This window comes from Herbaspirillum sp. LeCh32-8, from assembly GCF_017814915.1.
GTDB lineage: Bacteria > Pseudomonadota > Gammaproteobacteria > Burkholderiales > Burkholderiaceae_D > Herbaspirillum.
Genome location: NZ_JAGIPZ010000007.1, coordinates 26028 through 41916 on the forward strand (window position 1 = coordinate 26028; position 15889 = coordinate 41916).

The window sequence follows — 15889 nt, forward strand, 5'->3', positions numbered from 1 at the left end:
TTCAAAAAATACCTTAAGTTTGGGTGTTTTGTGCGTTAATTTGTTGATTTTTCGTTTTGATGGCTTTGCTTGCCAAAGGTCGGGATTTGTAGCACTATGAGTGCTGCTTCAATTTATCCATGCAGCCAAAGATGTCTTTCTTCCGCGCTTACTTTTATTTTTACTTTAGCTATTCCAGCCCCACGGCGGTGAAAAGCGGTAAGCGTTCGTAAAAAGACAAAACCGAATTTCCTAAAAAACCGCCAGTGATGGCGGTTTTTTTTTGGTCAGATTTCAAGCTGATACAGCCCAAAGCAATTCAGGAGAAAAACATGCCGCGCACTGACGATCTTCGCATCCGAGAAATGAAAGAACTGGTCCCTCCTTCGCATTTGATCCGCGAGTTCGCCTGCACCGAAAAGGTCGAGCGCACCACGGCAGAAGCGCGCACCTCGCTGCACCGCATCCTGCACGGCCAGGATGATCGCCTGATGGTCGTCATCGGCCCGTGCTCCATCCACGACACCAAGGCCGCGATGGAATACGCCCGCCGCCTGGTGGTCGAGCGCGAGAAGCACAAGAACGAGCTGGAAATCGTGATGCGCGTCTACTTCGAAAAGCCGCGCACCACCGTCGGCTGGAAGGGCCTGATCAACGACCCGTACATGGACAACAGCTTCCGCATCAACGACGGCCTGCGCGCCGCGCGTGAACTGCTGCTCAACATCAACGATCTGGGCCTGCCTGCCGGCACCGAGTTCCTGGACGTGATCAGCCCGCAATACATCGCCGACCTGATCAGCTGGGGCGCCATCGGCGCGCGCACCACCGAATCCCAGGTGCACCGCGAGCTGGCCTCCGGCCTGTCGTGCCCGGTCGGCTTCAAGAACGGCACCGACGGCAACGTCAAGATCGCGGTCGACGCCATCAAGGCCGCTTCGCAGCCGCACCATTTCCTGTCGGTGACCAAGGGCGGCCACTCGGCCATCGTCTCCACCGCCGGCAATGAGGATTGCCACATCATCCTGCGCGGCGGCAAGGCCCCCAACTACGACGCCGTCAGCGTGGAAGCGGCTTGCCAGGACATCGCCAAGAGCGGCCTGGCGGCGCGCCTGATGATCGACGCTTCGCACGCCAACAGCTCCAAGAAGCCGGAAAACCAGATCCCGGTGTGCGCCGACATCGGCGGCCAGATCGCCGCGGGCGACACCCGCATCGTCGGCGTGATGGTGGAGTCGCATCTGGTGGCCGGTCGCCAGGACCTGGTGCCGGGCAAGGAGCTGACTTACGGCCAGTCCGTCACCGACGGCTGCATCAACTGGGAAGAGAGCGTGCAGGTGCTGCAAGGCCTGGCTGACTCGGTCAAGCAACGCCGCCTGGTCGGCGAGCGCGACGCCGCCTGATTGCTGCCGCTTCGGAAAAAACGCCGCGACTTCAATCGCGGCGTTTTTTTATGCGTATTGTTTTCCGCGAAAGTAGGGACTGACATCATTTGATGGGGATGAGGCTGACCCAAGGAAAGACGCCGGGTTCCTGCTTTCGCAGGAACGACAGGGAGCAGGTGGCTCGAGCCGGCGGTTGCCGGAGATGATCACTTGCCTGTCGTCCCGGCGAAGGCCGGGACCCAGCGTCGTCTGTCATGCCCCGCAGAACTTGGAAGGTATGCCGCAGAGGCAAAGGCAGAGCTTGGATTTACCTTCGCAGGCGCGCACAATAGCCCGGCCGTATCCACCACTACAAGGAGATGCCATGACCACCCCCGTCAATCCGATCCCTCCCGGCATGCATTCCATCACGCCGCACCTGGTCTGCGCCGGCGCGGCCGAGGCTATCGAGTTCTACAAGAAAGCATTCGGCGCCAACGAGGGCGGACGCCTGGCCGGCCCCGACGGCAGGCTGATGCATGCCCACCTCACCATCGGCGACTCCAGCCTGATGCTGGTCGACGAAATGCCGGAATGGAAGTGCCTGGGGCCGAAGGCGCTGGGCGGCTCGCCGGTGACCATCCACTTGTATGTGAAGGATGCCGACGCGGTGTTCGCCCAGGCGGTGGCAGCCGGCGCCGAACCGACCATGCCGGTGGCCGACATGTTCTGGGGCGACCGTTACGGGCAGGTGGTCGATCCCTTCGGGCACAAGTGGTCGATTGCGACGCACGTGCGCGACCTGACGCCGGAACAGATTGCCAAGGGTGCTCAGGACGCCAACTGTGGCGAGGCGGGCCAATGAGCGGGCCAATAGCGAGCCAATAAGCGGGCAACTAAGCACGCAGGCGCGTCACCATAAAAAACGCCGGCATCGCGCCGGCGTTTTGTTTTCCCGGGAAGGCCCAAGATCAATCGCGGAAGTTGTTGAACTCCAGCGGGATGTCCTTCACGTCCTTGCGCAGCAGGGCCATCGCCGCCTGCAGGTCATCGCGCTTGGCGCCGGTGATGCGCACCGCGTCGCCCTGGATGCTGGCCTGCACCTTCATCTTGCTGTCCTTGATGATGCGCACGATTTTCTTGGCGTCGTCGCTCTCGATGCCGTTCTTGACCTTGATCACCTGCTTGACCTTGTCGCCGCCGATCTTCTCGATCTTGCCTTCGTCGAGGAAGCGCACGTCGACGTTGCGCTTGGTCATCTTGTTGGTCAGCACGTCGCGAACCTGGCTGAGCTGGAAATCGGAGTCGGCAAAAGCGGTCAGTTCGCGTTCCTTTTGCTCGACGCGGGCATCGGTGCCCTTGAAGTCGAAGCGGGTCGAGATTTCCTTGTTGGCCTGCTCGACGGCATTCTTCACTTCGACCAGGTTGGCTTCGCAGACGGTATCAAAAGAGGGCATGGCTTTATCCTTTTATTCTTGCAGCCGGAGGGATCCGGCATTACGACCGTGATTTTAGCGGACTCCCCGCGTCGCGGCTATCGCAGGCCCGCTGACAGACGATTTCGGGCAGCGGCGGCAGGGCGGGGCGAGGGGGCGATATAATCCATGCCCTATGTCTTCGCTAGCCCTACAACACGACTTTTCCCTGCGCGCGCTCAATACCTTCGGCATCGAGGCGCGCGCCCGGGCCTACCTGCCGGTGGACGGCGCCGACACGCTGCGCGCCGTACGCGACGATGCCGCACTGGCCGCCTTGCCGCGCCTGGTGTTGGGTGGCGGCAGCAACCTGCTGTTGACGCAGGACTTCGCCGGGCTGGTGCTGCACATGCGCGGCGCCGGAATCGAAGTGATCGGCAACGATGAAGACTTCACCTACGTGCGCGCCGCTGCCGGCGAAAACTGGCATGCCTTCGTCCAGTGGACGCTGGCGCACGGACTGGGCGGCCTGGAAAATCTGTCGTTGATACCCGGCAGCGTGGGCGCTGCGCCGATCCAGAACATCGGCGCCTATGGCATCGAGGTCAAGGATCGCTTCCATTGCCTGCGCGCTTTCGATTTTGCGTCCGGCGAGGTGCTCACGCTGGATCGCGCGGCTTGCCGCTTCGGTTATCGCGACAGCGTGTTCAAGCATGAGCTGCGCGATCGCGCGGTGGTGCTGGACGTCACCTTCGCCCTGCCCAGGCAGTGGCAGGCCAACGCCAACTACGCCGACGTGGCGCAGGCCCTGCAGGAGAAGGGCTTTGGCGACGGCGTGCAACCCACTCCGCGCGACATCGCCGACGCCGTCATCGCCATCCGCAGCCGCAAGTTGCCCGATCCGGCAAAGATCGGCAACGCCGGCAGTTTCTTCAAGAATCCCATCGTCAGTGCGCAGCAGCGTGACGCCTTGCTGTCGCAGCATCTGGGGCTGGTCAGCTATCGCCAGGATGACGGCAGCTACAAGCTGGCCGCCGGCTGGCTGATTGACCGTTGCGGCTGGAAGGGCAAGACCATGGGCGCGGCCGGCGTCTACGACAAGCAGGCGCTGGTGTTGGTCAACCATGGCGGCGCCAGCGGGGCGGACATTGCCCAACTGGCCAAGGCGATCCAGGATGACGTAATGCTCAAGTTCGGCGTGGCGCTGGAGCCGGAGCCGGTGTTCATCTGATTTTCCTGCGGACGCTAGCTAGCGTCGTTCAACTGGCGTCGAGGCGCGGCAAACGCCACTGAATTCCTTCTTTCGCAGGAACGACAAGTAGCAGCGGAACTCGAATCGATGGAAGTCTTGTCTAGCCCCCCAAGTGTCGTTCCTGCGAAAGCAGGAACCCAGTGTCTTTCAGCTCCCGCCACCGGAAGCGGATTCGTCCTGCGCCGGGGATGATGTCTGTTCCCGGCCACGCCCGACTGTTTTTCACCCAATAAAAAACGCCGGTCGAAACCGGCGTTTTTCTTTTCCACAGGAGCAGGACGATCAGCCGTAGTGGCAGACGTAGTCCACGGTCTCGGTCACTTCGATGTCGAACGACGAGTTGCCCGGGACGCTGAACTGGGTGCCGGCGCCGTAGGTGTTCCAGGCTTCTTCGCCCTTGAGGCGGATACGGCAGCTGCCGCTGACGATTTCCATGATCTCAGGGGAGGCGGTGCCGAAGTTCAGAGAGGAGGGCAGGATCACGCCCAGGGTCTTCTTGGTGCCGTCGGCGAACAGCACGGTGTGCGAGACGCACTTGCCGTCGAAGTAGACGTTGCCCTTTTTCAGGACGGTGACGTTGTCGAATTGAATGCTCATCCAGGTGCTTTCAGATAGTCGATTGAGGGCGATTGCGCGATTACTTCGAATCCTTGTCCAGCAGCGGCAGCGACACTGCGGTGCTGTTGTCCAGCAGGCCGGTGCTCTGGTAGATCGCCAGCTTCTGACGGGTGTCGGTGATGTCCAGGTTGCGCATGGTCAGTTGGCCGATGCGGTCGGTCGGGGTGAAGGCGCCTTCGCCCTTTTCCATGGTCAGGCGTTCCGGCTGGTAGGTCAGGTTCGGCGACTCGGTGTTCAGGATCGAGTAGTCATTGCCGCGACGCAGCTCGACGGTCACTTCGCCGGTGATGGCGCGCGCCACCCAGCGCTGGGCGGTTTCGCGCAGCATGATGGCCTGCGAGTCGAACCAGCGGCCCTGGTACAGCAGGCGGCCCAGCTTGCGGCCGTTGTCGCGGTATTGCTCGATGGTGTCTTCGTTGTGGATGCCGGTGATCAGGCGCTCGTAGGCGATGAACAGCAGCGCCAGGCCAGGGGCTTCGTAGATGCCGCGGCTCTTGGCTTCGATGATGCGGTTCTCGATCTGGTCGCTCATGCCCAGGCCGTGACGGCCGCCGATCTTGTTGGCTTCCATGATCAGGTCGGTCATGTTGGCGAAGGTCTTGCCGTTGAGCGCGACCGGGCGGCCTTCTTCAAAGCGCACGGTAACGGTCTCGGCCTTGACTTCGACGTCGTCGCGCCAGAACGCCACGCCCATGATGGGCTGCACGATCTTGATGCCGCTGTTGAGGAACTCCAGGTCCTTCGCTTCGTGGGTCGCGCCCAGCATGTTGGAGTCGGTCGAGTAGGCCTTTTCCACCGACATCTTGTAGTCGAAGCCGGACTTGATCATGAACTCGGACATTTCCTTGCGGCCGCCCAGTTCGTTGATGAAGGTGTTGTCCAGCCAGGGCTTGTAGATCTTCAGGTTGGGGTTCACCAAGAGGCCGTAGCGGTAGAAGCGCTCGATGTCGTTGCCCTTGAAGGTGCTGCCGTCGCCCCAGATGTCGACGTTGTCTTCACGCATGGCGGCCACCAGCATGGTGCCGGTCACGGCGCGGCCCAGCGGGGTGGTGTTGAAGTAGGTCACGCCGGCGGTGGAGATGTGGAAGGCGCCGCTTTGCAGCGCGGCGATGCCTTCGTTGGCCAGCTGTTCGCGGCAGTCGATCAGGCGCGCCAGTTCGGCGCCGTACTGCATCGCCTTCTTCGGGATGGCGTCGTAATCCGGCTCGTCAGGCTGTCCCAGGTTGGCGGTGTAGGCGTAGGGGATGGCGCCTTTCTGGCGCATCCAGGTCAGCGCGGCGCTGGTGTCTAAGCCGCCCGAGAAGGCGATGCCGACTTTTTGTTGGACCGGAACGGATTGCAGGATGTTGGACATGATCTTGACGTTGCGATGGTGTTGATGTGACTTGGAGTGGCGAACGGCGGGTTCAGTCGAACTTGCCGTGCACCAGGTATTCGAGCAGGGCCTTCTGGACGTGCAGGCGGTTTTCCGCCTCTTCCCAGACTACCGACTGCGGGCCGTCGATTACCTCGGCGGCGACTTCCTCGCCGCGGTGCGCCGGCAGGCAGTGCATGAACAGCGCGTCCTTCTTGGCGCGCGCCATCTTGGGGCCGTCCACGATCCAGCCGTCGAAGGCTTGCAGGCGGGCGTTGTTCTCGGCCTCGAAGCCCATGCTGGTCCACACGTCGGTGGTGACCAGATCGGCATCCTGGCAGGCATCGGACGGGTTGGCGAAGAACGTGTAGTTCTTGTTGCCCGGCGTGACCTGCGCGGGATCGATGTCGTAGCCCTTGGGGGTGGAGACGTTGACGTGGAAGCCGAACACCTCCGCCGCCTGCAGCCACGAGTACAGCATGTTGTTGGCGTCGCCGACCCAGGCCACGATCTTGCCCGTGATGGAGCCGCGATGTTCGATGTAAGTGAACACGTCGGCCAGCACCTGGCAGGGATGCTGCTCGTTGGTCAGGCCGTTGATCACCGGCACGCGCGAATGCGCGGCGAAGCGTTCGATGATTTCCTGACCGTAGGTGCGGATCATGATCACGTCGCACATGCGCGACATCACCTGCGCCGCATCTTCCACCGGTTCGCCGCGGCCCAGCTGGCTGTCGCGCGTGTTCAGGTAGATTGCGGCGCCGCCCATCTGGTGCATGCCGGCCTCGAAGGACAGGCGGGTGCGGGTCGAGTTCTTCTCGAACACCATGACCAGCGTGCGGTCTGCGAGCGTGTGGTGGGGTTCGTAATTCTTGAACTTACGTTTGATCACACGAGAACGTTCGATCACGTATTCGTATTCATCAAGCGTAAAGTCGGAAAACTGAAGGTAGTGTTTGATTGCCATAAATAAAAACGGCGGCCAGTTGGCACCTGCCGCCGGTCATTTGTAACTCGTTAGATTATAAGGGTTTTGAGCCAAAAAGATACCCACGGCTTTCCCTGGGGAAACTGTCGCATGACGCGGGAGCTTGCCGCGCAATTCGGCGCAATGCATTGCCAAAAGACAAACTCTCCGAATTTGTATCGACCCGCTCTCTTGGGCGTGACGAGGTCGCGCTGAACGGATTGCGATTAACTGATGTTATCCGCATCGGCGCCGTCTATCGATGCGAATTGTTCTCATTTGCCAACCTAGAATTGCGCTCCGCTTTTCTGTCCAAGGTAGGCACGACATGTTTTCTCAGCAGCTCCCTCGCCCATTCTATCCCCAGCGTGCACCACATGCGCAAGGCGCGCGATCGGCTCGCCATGCTCGGCTGCGCGCCTTGCCGCTGGCGCTGTGCGCCGTCTTCGGCGCTCCTGCGTTGTATGCCGCCGAAGGCGGCGACAACAACAGCCTGCCCGCCGTCGAAGTGCGCAGCGAGCGCAGCCACTATGATCCGCGGCCCGGCAAGGTCGCCACGGCCACGCGTACCGCCGTCGATGTGCGTGAGGTGCCGCAGACCATCGACAGCGTCAGCGTGGAGCAGGTGGCGTCGTATGGCGGGCGCACTCTGGCCGATGCGCTAAGTGGCGTGCCGGGAATATCGAACATATCAGACACCAGATTCGACACTTTCAGAATCCGCGGTTTTTCCAGCACGAATGACTTGATGCTTGATGGCATTCGCGACGACATGCAATACATACGCGGATTGGGGAATATTGAGCGGGTGGAAGTGCTCAAGGGGCCGGCTGCCGTGTTGTATGGACGAGGCAGTGGCGGTGGTGTTATCAATCGCATCAGCAAGCAACCCGGCGTCGATGTCTCCAGCAGCGCGAGTTTGACTGCTGGTAGCTATGGCCGGATCGGTTCTGCCGTCGATATCAATCGTGTCATCAACGACGAATGGGCGGTGCGCCTCAACGCAGGTCGGGAACATGCTGATAGTTTTCGTAATGGTGTCGACAGTACGCGCCAATATCTCGCGCCATCCGTGAAGTGGGATAACAAGACCAGCAGTTGGCTGCTACAGGCGGAGTATGGAGAATTTGATCGGGTTCCTGATCGGGGGCTGCCAGCCATTAGAGGCGCCAACGGCAAGCTCAGTTTGCCGCCGGCAGCCATCGAAACGACGTATGGCCGTTTCGGACGCGACTACATCAAAGATACCAATGTCCGGTTGCGCTCGATCTTTACGCACAAACTCAATCCTGATTGGGAAATCCGTCATGTGATCAGCCTGATGAATGTCGATAGTCCGTTCGATAACACCTACGTTAACGGCGCAGGAACCGGTACTTATCCGAATTATCAGGCGCCGCGCACACGGTTCCAGCAAGATCTGTTTCAACGTAATCTGCAATCCAATCTGGAGCTGGAAGGCAAGTTCAATACGGCTGCGGTGGCGCATCAGATTCTTGCTGGCCTTGAATATGGCAAGCAAAATCGCGATTCGCGATTACGGCAATATTCCTTAGCACCTTCAACGATATCGGTGCTTGCGCCCAATAACAATATCGGTAGCGGCGGAGTTCTATCGTCGGATTCCAGAGCTGCCTATGATGCGCGTTCTTATTCTGTTTATGGACAGGATCTGATCAAGTTTAATCCTCAACTTACTCTGCTGGCAGGGTTGCGTTGGGATAGCTATGAAGTCGATTATCGTTCAGTCAGGGTTGGTGCTCTGCCTATGCAGGCCCGGCGCTCAACGCCATCGGTATTGAGTCCGCGCGCGGGCCTGGTCTGGACACCGGTTGCCGATCACAGTTTTTATCTGTCATATAGCAAGAACTTTTCACCGTTCGGTGGTGAATTGCTGGGCCAAAATGCCAACCGTACCAACGTCGGTGTTGGGCCTCAATACAGTCGCCAATACGAAGCCGGTGTAAAGAGTGATTGGATCAATAGAACAATCAGTACCACGTTATCGGTGTTTCAGCTCGATCTCTACAATCGCAGGGCGCTGGTGTCCAGCAATCCGGATGTGTATGTGGTCAATGGCCTTGAGCGCAATCGAGGTGTGGAGCTGAGTGTAAATGGTGAGCTGGCGCGCGACTGGTTTATTCGTAGCGGCTTTGCGGTACAGAACGCGAGGTTGGTCGAGACTCAGGCGAGCGAAGCAAATCTCAAGGGCAATCGATCTACGGGGGTGGCGCAGAAAAACGGCAACATTTTCATTGGTTACGCACCGGTACAAGGATTCTTTGCCGAGACAGGTCTGGTCTATGAAGGGCCACGTTATGTCGATCGTAACAATTTGCTTGCCTTGCCGGGCTATACGCGGTGGGATGGCAAAATCGGATACCGTTTCCCTCAGGTAGAGCTTACGCTGGCAGTGACCAATCTTGCCGATCGCAAGTACTATTCGACCTCAACCGATGTGAGTCAGATCGTGCCTGGTTCTCCGCGTAGTGCGTACCTGTCGGCGTCTTACAGATTCTAAGTTGTCACTGCAAACAATAAAAAAACCGCTCGTATTTGAAGCGGTTTTTTTATGAGGGGAAACAGAGAATTAATATAATTTTTGCGACGACTCATGCACCAGCTGCGCATACAGCTGGTGCCGCAGGCCGGCGATCTCGCCAGCCTGAACCGCCTCCAGCACGGCGCAGCCCGGTTCGCTCAGGTGGTGGCAGTTGTAGAAGCGGCATTTGCCGAGGTAGGGCGTGAAGTCGCGGAAGGCGCGCTCCAGCATGCCTTCGGAGAGCTGGTAGAGGCCGAACTCCTGGAAGCCGGGCGAATCGATGATGCTGGCTTCACCCTCCATCTGGTACAGGCGGGTGAAGGTGGTGGTGTGCTTGCCGGTGTCGAGCGCAGCCGAGATTTCGCGCACGGCGATGTCGGCGTCAGGGATGATCAGGTTAATCAGCGAGGACTTGCCCATGCCCGACTGCCCGATCAGGATGGTGCTCTTGCCGTGCAGCAGTGGCATGAAGGCCGCGCGCGCCTCTTCAGGTTGGGTGGTGGCCGACACCTCGTGCACCGGGTAGCCCAGGCGCGCATACACCTGCAGGCGCTCGCGCGTCTTCGGCAGCGCTTCGGTGATGTCGGTCTTGTTCAGGATCAGGTGCGGCGAGACGCCGGCCGATTCCGCCGCCACCAGCGAGCGCGACACCAGGTCGTCCGAGAAGCTGGGCTCGGTCGCCACCACGATGAAGAGCTGGTCGACGTTGGCCGCCAGCAGTTTGGACTTGTACTGGTCGGAGCGATACAGCAGGGTCTTGCGGTCGTCGATGGACTCCACCACGCCCTGGTTGGGCGAGGTGCGGGCGAAGCGGATGCGGTCGCCCACGGCGACGTCGCTCTTCTTGCCGCGGGTGACGCATTGCAGTTTCTGCTCGCCGGCCTGGACAAGATAATGCCGCCCGTGGGCGGCAATCACCAGGCCGGATTCGAGTGCGCCGGCCGCCTGGCGCGGCGCGGCGTGGGATTTCTTGGAGGCCATCAGGATGCGTTGCGTTGGGCGAACACGGCGTCGACCTTGGCCGCGCAGATGAAGTCGTTGATCGAGAGGCCGCCTTTACCGTCGTTGACGCTGTGGGTGTCGAACTTCACGCCGCAGCGGTTGTAGCTCACAGCCAGGTCGGGATGGTGGTCTTCGGCGTGGATGATCCAGGCGATCGCGTTGACGAAGGCCAGGGTCTGGTAATAGTCCTTGAAGGCGAAGCTGCGCGCCAGCTTGCCGCCGTCGATCTTCCACTCGGGCAGGGCGGCGATGTGTTGTGCAATGGCGGCCTCGTCCAGCGCCGTGACCTGATGGGCGCAGCGGCTGGTGGCCAGTGTGTTTGCGGTGATGCTCATGGGTTCTCCTTGGTTCCGGTTGCGGCGGGTTGCGGTGCCTGTCTTCAGGTGGACCGCCGCAGCCGGAACATGTTCATGGTTGGGCCGGTCAGTGGCCCGCGGCGCCTTGCGCCAGGTTCAGCCGGCCGATGCGCAGCGCCGCCGGCGGGTGTGAGTCGTAGAAGGCCGAGTGCAGCGGATCGGGCGTCAGGGTCGAGGCATTGTCTTCGTAGAGCTTGACCAGCGCCGAGACCAGGTCCTGCGCATTGGTGTGCTGTGCCGCGAAGGCGTCGGCCTCGAACTCATGCTTGCGCGAAGTCAGCGAAGACAGCGGCGAGAGCAGGAAGGTGAAGATCGGCAGCGCCAGCATGAACAAGATCAGCGCCATGCCGTCGTTGCTGCCGAACAGCAGCGGGTTCACGCCCAGGCCGGTGTAGAACCAGACCTGGCCCTTCAGGTAACCCAGCAGCGCCAGGAAACCCAGCGAGATGGCGAACATCACCACCACGCGCTTGACGATGTGCTTGAGCTTGAAGTGGCCCAGCTCGTGCGCCAGCACCGCCTCGATCTCGTGCGGCGCAAGACGCGCCAGCAGGGTGTCGAAGAACACGATGCGCTTGCCCGAACCGAAGCCCGAAAAATATGCATTGCCGTGCGCGCTGCGCTTGGAGCCGTCCATCACGAACAGACCCTTGGAGGCGAAGCCGACGCGGGTCATCAGGTTCTCGATACGGCTGCGCAGGCTGTCGTCCTCCAGCGCGGTGAATTTGTTGAACAGCGGGGCGATGAAGCTGGGGTAGATCACCAGCATCAGCAGCTGGAAGGCGCACAGCACGGCCCAGGCGTAGAACCACCACAGTGCGCCGGCCTTGCTCATCAGCGTCAGCACCACCCACAGCAGCGGCAGGCCGATCACCGCGCCCACCAGCGACTGCTTGATCATGTCGCTGAAGAACAGCGCGCGGGTCATCTTGTTGAAGCCGAAGCGGGTTTCCAGCTTGAACTGGCGGTAATAGTCGAAGGGCAGGTCGACCAGGCCGGAGATGATGCCGAAGGCCGCCACCAGCCCGATCTGGTACCACATGTCGGGGCCGCCGGTCCAAGCCAGCAGCAGGCTGGACAGCGCCTGCAGGCCGCCCAGCAGGGTGAAGGCGATCAGCACGGCGGCGTTGACCAGCAAGGTCACCAGGCCGAACTTGGTGCGCGCGACCGTATAGTCGGCCGCCTTCTGGTGGGCCGACAGCGGGATTTTCTCGGTGAATTCGGCCGGCACCGCGGCCCGGTGCGTCAGCACGTGGCGGATGTGGCGCGAGGCGAGCCAGAAGCGGACCGCCAGGCTCAAGGCCAGGAAGGCGACGAACAAAACCGAAAACGTAAGTGAAGACATTCTTTCCCTGTGCGAAAATGGCGGAGGTTCAATGCCGGCCCGCCTCCGGGACATCCGGGACGGTGCTGCGCAGCAGGACGCCGAATCCGGCTCCGGGTCCAATCCGACCCTGCGACCCGGGATCATTCCCGACAGCAAGCGCAAGCTAGCAAACGAACAAACAGCAGATGGGGTGCGTTACCCCTACGTCAATAAGGAAGAATTATGTCACAAGCCGCCGACGCCAACGCCGGGCAAGTCCCCGCCGTGCCGGTCCGTCCGAATGAATTGAACCTGATCTGGGTCGATATGGAGATGACCGGGCTGGATCCGGACAACGATCGCATCATCGAAGTGGCGGTGGTGGTCACCGATTCCCAGCTCAACGTGCTGGGCGAAGGCCCGGTGCTGGCGATCCACCAGTCCGACGAGATCCTCAACGGCATGGATGCCTGGAACAAGGGCACCCACGGCCGTTCCGGCCTGATCGACCGCGTCAAGGCCTCGACCGTGACCGAAGCCGACGCCGAGAAGGCGATCATCGAGTTCCTGAAGAAATACGTGCCGGCCGGCAAGTCGCCCATGTGCGGCAACTCGATCTGCCAGGACCGTCGCTTCATGGTGCGCGGCATGCCCAAGCTGGAAGAGTTCTTCCACTACCGCAACCTGGACGTGTCCACGCTGAAGGAACTGTGCAAGCGCTGGAAGCCGGAAATCGCCACCGGCTTCAAGAAGCGCCAGATGCACACGGCCCTGGCCGACATCGTCGAGTCCATCGAAGAACTGAAGTACTACCGCGAGCACTTCATCAAGGAATGAGGCGCAAGCGAGGCAGGGCTGCAAGGCTTTGTCTCCGCTGAGCGAAAGCAAATGAAAACGGCGCGCTGGCATCAAGCTGGCGCGCCGTTTTTTCGTCAATCCGGCAACGCCTCCGTCATCCCGGCGCAGGCCTGGATCCAGCGTCTTTCGTTGCGATCAACAGGCATTGGAGAGACGCGCCGAACGACACTGGGTTCCTGCTTTCGCAGGAACGACAGGCAGCGGACTTGTAACGATAGTTGGCTGGCGCGTGGGGAAGCTACTTATCAAGAACCGGGACAAGGAGCGTGAGGCAGCTGATAGGGGGAGGCATTGACGACCTCTTGCGCGTCGTCCCTGCGAAAGCAGGGACCCAGCGTCGTTAGCTCTGTCTCACAACACCGGAGACGCGTTGCTTTCCGGCTTATTCCTCGCCGTCCGCCCCGCAGCACTTCTTGTACTTCTTGCCGCTGCCGCAAGGGCACGGATCGTTGCGGCCGACCTTGGGCGCGTCGCGCTGCACCTGTTCCACGGCCGACTTGCGCTTGGGCGCCCAGTAGCGGTGGAGATGCGGAATGGCCGACTCGATCTCGATGGCCAGCTTGTGGGTCTTGACCGGGTCGTCGACCAGCTTGGTTTCCTCTTCCTCCAGCTCGTCCGAGCCGAGCAGGTAGATCGGGCGCATCAGCGGCGCCAGGTCGGAATGGAAGACCTCGTCCCATTGCTGGGCGCGCAGCTGGATGCCTTCCCAGAAGCCCCAGGCCCAGGCCTCGGCGTCCAGCAGCGGCTTGCCTTCATGCTCGCGCTCGCAGAACAGCGGTTCGTATTCCTTGGGCGCCACTTCGAAGGTGATGGCGATCTCGTTCATGGTGCGAGCGATCAGGCTGCTGATGCGCTCGGCTTCCTTGCCGTTCTTGAACTTGGGCGTGTCTTCCGGGCGGCTGCCCCAGACGCGCGGCAGCCATTCGGCCATCAAGACTTCTTGCGGGCCGATCGCCAGCGCGGTCAGGTAACCGTGCAACGTGTCCATGGTCATGACATCGTCGGCGCAGCGGTCGGACAGGAGGAAATCGTCGAGTTCGTCGAACTCGGCGTCGGAAAGGGGCTGGTCGAGGTGCATGATGGTTAATTGCTGATGCCAAAAGCGGAAGTTTAATGGGATTCGGCCAGCCGTGCGAGCATTGTCAGCTTGTCCACACGCCCAGGCGCGGCCGCAGGACCGTTCTGACACACTGAGGTCACCGCCCGGACAGTACAATACGGGGATGACAGAATTCGCCAGCTCCATCCCCGACGCCGACACCTTCGCCACGCTTTCCCCCGATACCGTGCTCGATGCGCTGGACGCGGTCGGCTTGTATGGCGACGGCCGCCTGCTGGCCCTGAACAGCTATGAAAACCGCGTCTATCAGGTCGGGATGGAAGACGGCCCGCCGGTGGTGGCCAAGTTCTACCGTCCGCAACGCTGGAGCGACGCCCAGATCCTGGAAGAACACGCGTTCTCGCAACAGCTGGCCGACGCCGAAGTGCCGGTGGTGCCGGCCATGGCGCTGGAAGGCGGCGCGACATTGCACCGTCATGCGGGCTTTCGCTTTACCGTATTTCAACGTCACGGCGGCCGCGCCCCCGAGCTGGACAATCCGGACACGCTGGAATGGATGGGCCGTTTCATCGGCCGCATCCACGCCGTCGGCGCGCAGCAGCCGTTCGTGCAGCGCCCGGCGCTGGACATCGCCACCTTCGGCGAGGCGCCGCGCGACTGGCTGCTGGCCCATGACTTCATCCCGATGGATGTGCTGAGCGCCTACCGGAGCACGGTGCAGCAAGCGCTGGACGGCGTGCGCCGCTGCTTCGAGCGCGCCGGCGACATCAGGACATTGCGCCTGCATGGAGACTGCCACGTCGGCAACGTGCTGTGGACCGACGCCGGCCCGCACTTCGTCGACTTCGACGACAGCCGCAGCGGCCCGGCGGTGCAGGACCTGTGGATGCTGCTCTCGGGCGAGCGGGGCGACATGGTGCGCCAGCTGGCCGACCTGCTGGCCGGCTACGAGAGCTTCTGCGAATTCGAGCCGCGCGAGCTGTACCTGATCGAGGCCCTGCGTACGCTGCGCCTGATCCATTACTCGGCCTGGCTGGCGCGACGCTGGGACGACCCGGCGTTCCCGACGGCCTTCCCCTGGTTCAACACCCAACGTTATTGGCAGGACCGCATCCTGGAGCTGCGCGAGCAGATCGCGCTGATGGACGAGCCGCCGCTGTGGCCGGTCTGAACCTGAACGAAGAGAACAAGATCACACATGAAGAACGAGAAGACACGCTGCGGCTGGGTCAACCTGAACAACCCGATCTACGTCAGCTATCACGATGAGGAGTGGGGCGTGCCCTGCCACGACGAGACCCGGCTGTTCGAGATGCTCAACCTGGAGGGCGCGCAGGCCGGCCTGTCGTGGGAGACCGTGCTCAACAAGCGCGAGAGCTATCGCGCCGCCTTCGACAACTGGGACGCGCGCAAGATCGCCCGTTACGACGAGCGCAAGGTGGCCGAGCTGCTGGCCAACCCCGGCATCGTGCGCAACCGCCTGAAGGTGGCCGCCGCCATCACCAACGCGCGCAGCTACCTGACGCTGTGCGACGAGGTGGGCGGCCTGGATCCCTACCTGTGGGGTTTCGTCGGCGGCAAGCCGGTGCGCAATACATGGAAGTCGTTGTCCGAGTGTCCGGCCAAGACGCCGCTGTCGGACGCCTTGTCCAAGGATCTGGCCAAGCGCGGCTTCAAGTTCGTCGGCTCCACCATCATCTACGCCTACATGCAAGGCATCGGCATGGTGGATGACCATGTGCAGGACTGCCATCGCCATGGCCGCAAGCACGCCTGAGCCGGCGGCCCGGCTCGCCGGATGGTTTAAACTCGCTGC

At 61.5% G+C, this 15889-nt stretch carries 15 protein-coding genes; 7 read left to right on the forward strand and 8 right to left on the reverse strand.

All coding sequences use genetic code 11. The features are described from left to right. Positions 1-311 precede the first annotated feature (311 nt). Together aroG and J8I26_RS13745 are read left to right on the forward strand one after the other, a co-directional pair. A complete protein-coding gene (gene aroG / locus J8I26_RS13740; RefSeq protein WP_209607672.1) occupies positions 312-1382 on the forward strand; it encodes a 3-deoxy-7-phosphoheptulonate synthase AroG in 1071 nt (356 codons plus the stop codon). Between the two features lie 346 nt (positions 1383-1728). Beyond that, complete coding sequence (locus tag J8I26_RS13745; protein WP_209607673.1) at positions 1729-2208, forward strand: VOC family protein; 480 nt, start codon at positions 1729-1731, stop codon at positions 2206-2208. Between the two features lie 106 nt (positions 2209-2314). On the opposite strand, the gene J8I26_RS13750 is transcribed toward J8I26_RS13745, so the two are convergent. After that, the gene (locus J8I26_RS13750) at positions 2315-2800 is read right to left on the reverse strand and encodes a YajQ family cyclic di-GMP-binding protein (protein ID WP_088750302.1); all 486 of its coding nucleotides are present in this window, start codon (positions 2798-2800) and stop codon (positions 2315-2317) included. Between the two features lie 154 nt (positions 2801-2954). Here J8I26_RS13750 and murB point away from each other — a divergent pair, with 154 nt between their 5' ends. Further along, complete coding sequence (gene murB / locus J8I26_RS13755) at positions 2955-3989, forward strand: UDP-N-acetylmuramate dehydrogenase (RefSeq protein WP_209607674.1); 1035 nt, start codon at positions 2955-2957, stop codon at positions 3987-3989. Positions 3990-4292: 303 nt separating this feature from the next. On the opposite strand, the gene J8I26_RS13760 is transcribed toward murB, so the two are convergent. From J8I26_RS13760 to argF, 3 genes are read right to left on the reverse strand one after another with little or no spacing between them, the layout of a single operon-like run. Beyond that, positions 4293-4607 (reverse strand): pyrimidine/purine nucleoside phosphorylase, encoded by a 315-nt coding sequence (locus J8I26_RS13760; RefSeq protein ID WP_209607675.1) that lies wholly within the window; start codon positions 4605-4607, stop codon positions 4293-4295. 40 nt (positions 4608-4647) lie between these two features. Then, positions 4648-5982: an argininosuccinate synthase gene (argG, locus tag J8I26_RS13765; protein ID WP_209607676.1), complete on the reverse strand. Its 1335-nt coding sequence runs from the start codon at positions 5980-5982 to the stop codon at positions 4648-4650. Between the two features lie 52 nt (positions 5983-6034). Continuing rightward, positions 6035-6949, reverse strand: coding sequence for an ornithine carbamoyltransferase (gene argF / locus J8I26_RS13770; RefSeq protein ID WP_209607677.1), 915 nt, complete (start codon positions 6947-6949; stop codon positions 6035-6037). 328 nt (positions 6950-7277) lie between these two features. Between argF and J8I26_RS13775 the strand changes: the two genes are divergently transcribed. Then, the gene (locus tag J8I26_RS13775; RefSeq protein WP_209607678.1) at positions 7278-9470 is read left to right on the forward strand and encodes a TonB-dependent siderophore receptor; all 2193 of its coding nucleotides are present in this window, start codon (positions 7278-7280) and stop codon (positions 9468-9470) included. A 69-nt stretch (positions 9471-9539) separates the two neighbouring features. Here the strand turns inward: J8I26_RS13775 and rsgA are convergent, their stop codons facing one another. The 3 genes from rsgA to J8I26_RS13790 all read right to left on the reverse strand — a co-directional run bounded on the left by rsgA (position 9540) and on the right by J8I26_RS13790 (position 12194). Next, a complete protein-coding gene (gene rsgA / locus J8I26_RS13780; RefSeq protein ID WP_209607679.1) occupies positions 9540-10472 on the reverse strand; it encodes a ribosome small subunit-dependent GTPase A in 933 nt (310 codons plus the stop codon). Beyond that, positions 10472-10828, reverse strand: a complete 357-nt coding sequence (locus J8I26_RS13785) for a 4a-hydroxytetrahydrobiopterin dehydratase (RefSeq protein WP_209607680.1) — start codon at positions 10826-10828, stop codon at positions 10472-10474. The genes rsgA and J8I26_RS13785 overlap by 1 nt, the downstream gene beginning before the upstream one ends. Before the next feature lie 88 nt (positions 10829-10916). Next, complete coding sequence (locus J8I26_RS13790) at positions 10917-12194, reverse strand: M48 family metallopeptidase (RefSeq protein WP_209607681.1); 1278 nt, start codon at positions 12192-12194, stop codon at positions 10917-10919. A 204-nt stretch (positions 12195-12398) separates the two neighbouring features. On the opposite strand from J8I26_RS13790, the gene orn reads away from it, so the two are divergent. Then, complete coding sequence (orn, locus tag J8I26_RS13795) at positions 12399-12992, forward strand: oligoribonuclease (RefSeq protein WP_209607682.1); 594 nt, start codon at positions 12399-12401, stop codon at positions 12990-12992. Positions 12993-13395: 403 nt separating this feature from the next. Here orn and J8I26_RS13800 read toward each other — a convergent pair whose 3' ends face one another. Continuing rightward, positions 13396-14091, reverse strand: coding sequence for a UPF0149 family protein (locus J8I26_RS13800; RefSeq protein ID WP_209607683.1), 696 nt, complete (start codon positions 14089-14091; stop codon positions 13396-13398). 145 nt (positions 14092-14236) lie between these two features. Here J8I26_RS13800 and J8I26_RS13805 point away from each other — a divergent pair, with 145 nt between their 5' ends. Together J8I26_RS13805 and J8I26_RS13810 are read left to right on the forward strand one after the other, a co-directional pair. Beyond that, positions 14237-15244, forward strand: a complete 1008-nt coding sequence (locus J8I26_RS13805; protein ID WP_209607684.1) for a serine/threonine protein kinase — start codon at positions 14237-14239, stop codon at positions 15242-15244. Positions 15245-15271: 27 nt separating this feature from the next. Then, positions 15272-15850, forward strand: a complete 579-nt coding sequence (locus J8I26_RS13810; RefSeq protein WP_209607685.1) for a DNA-3-methyladenine glycosylase I — start codon at positions 15272-15274, stop codon at positions 15848-15850. Positions 15851-15889: the final 39 nt, after the last annotated feature.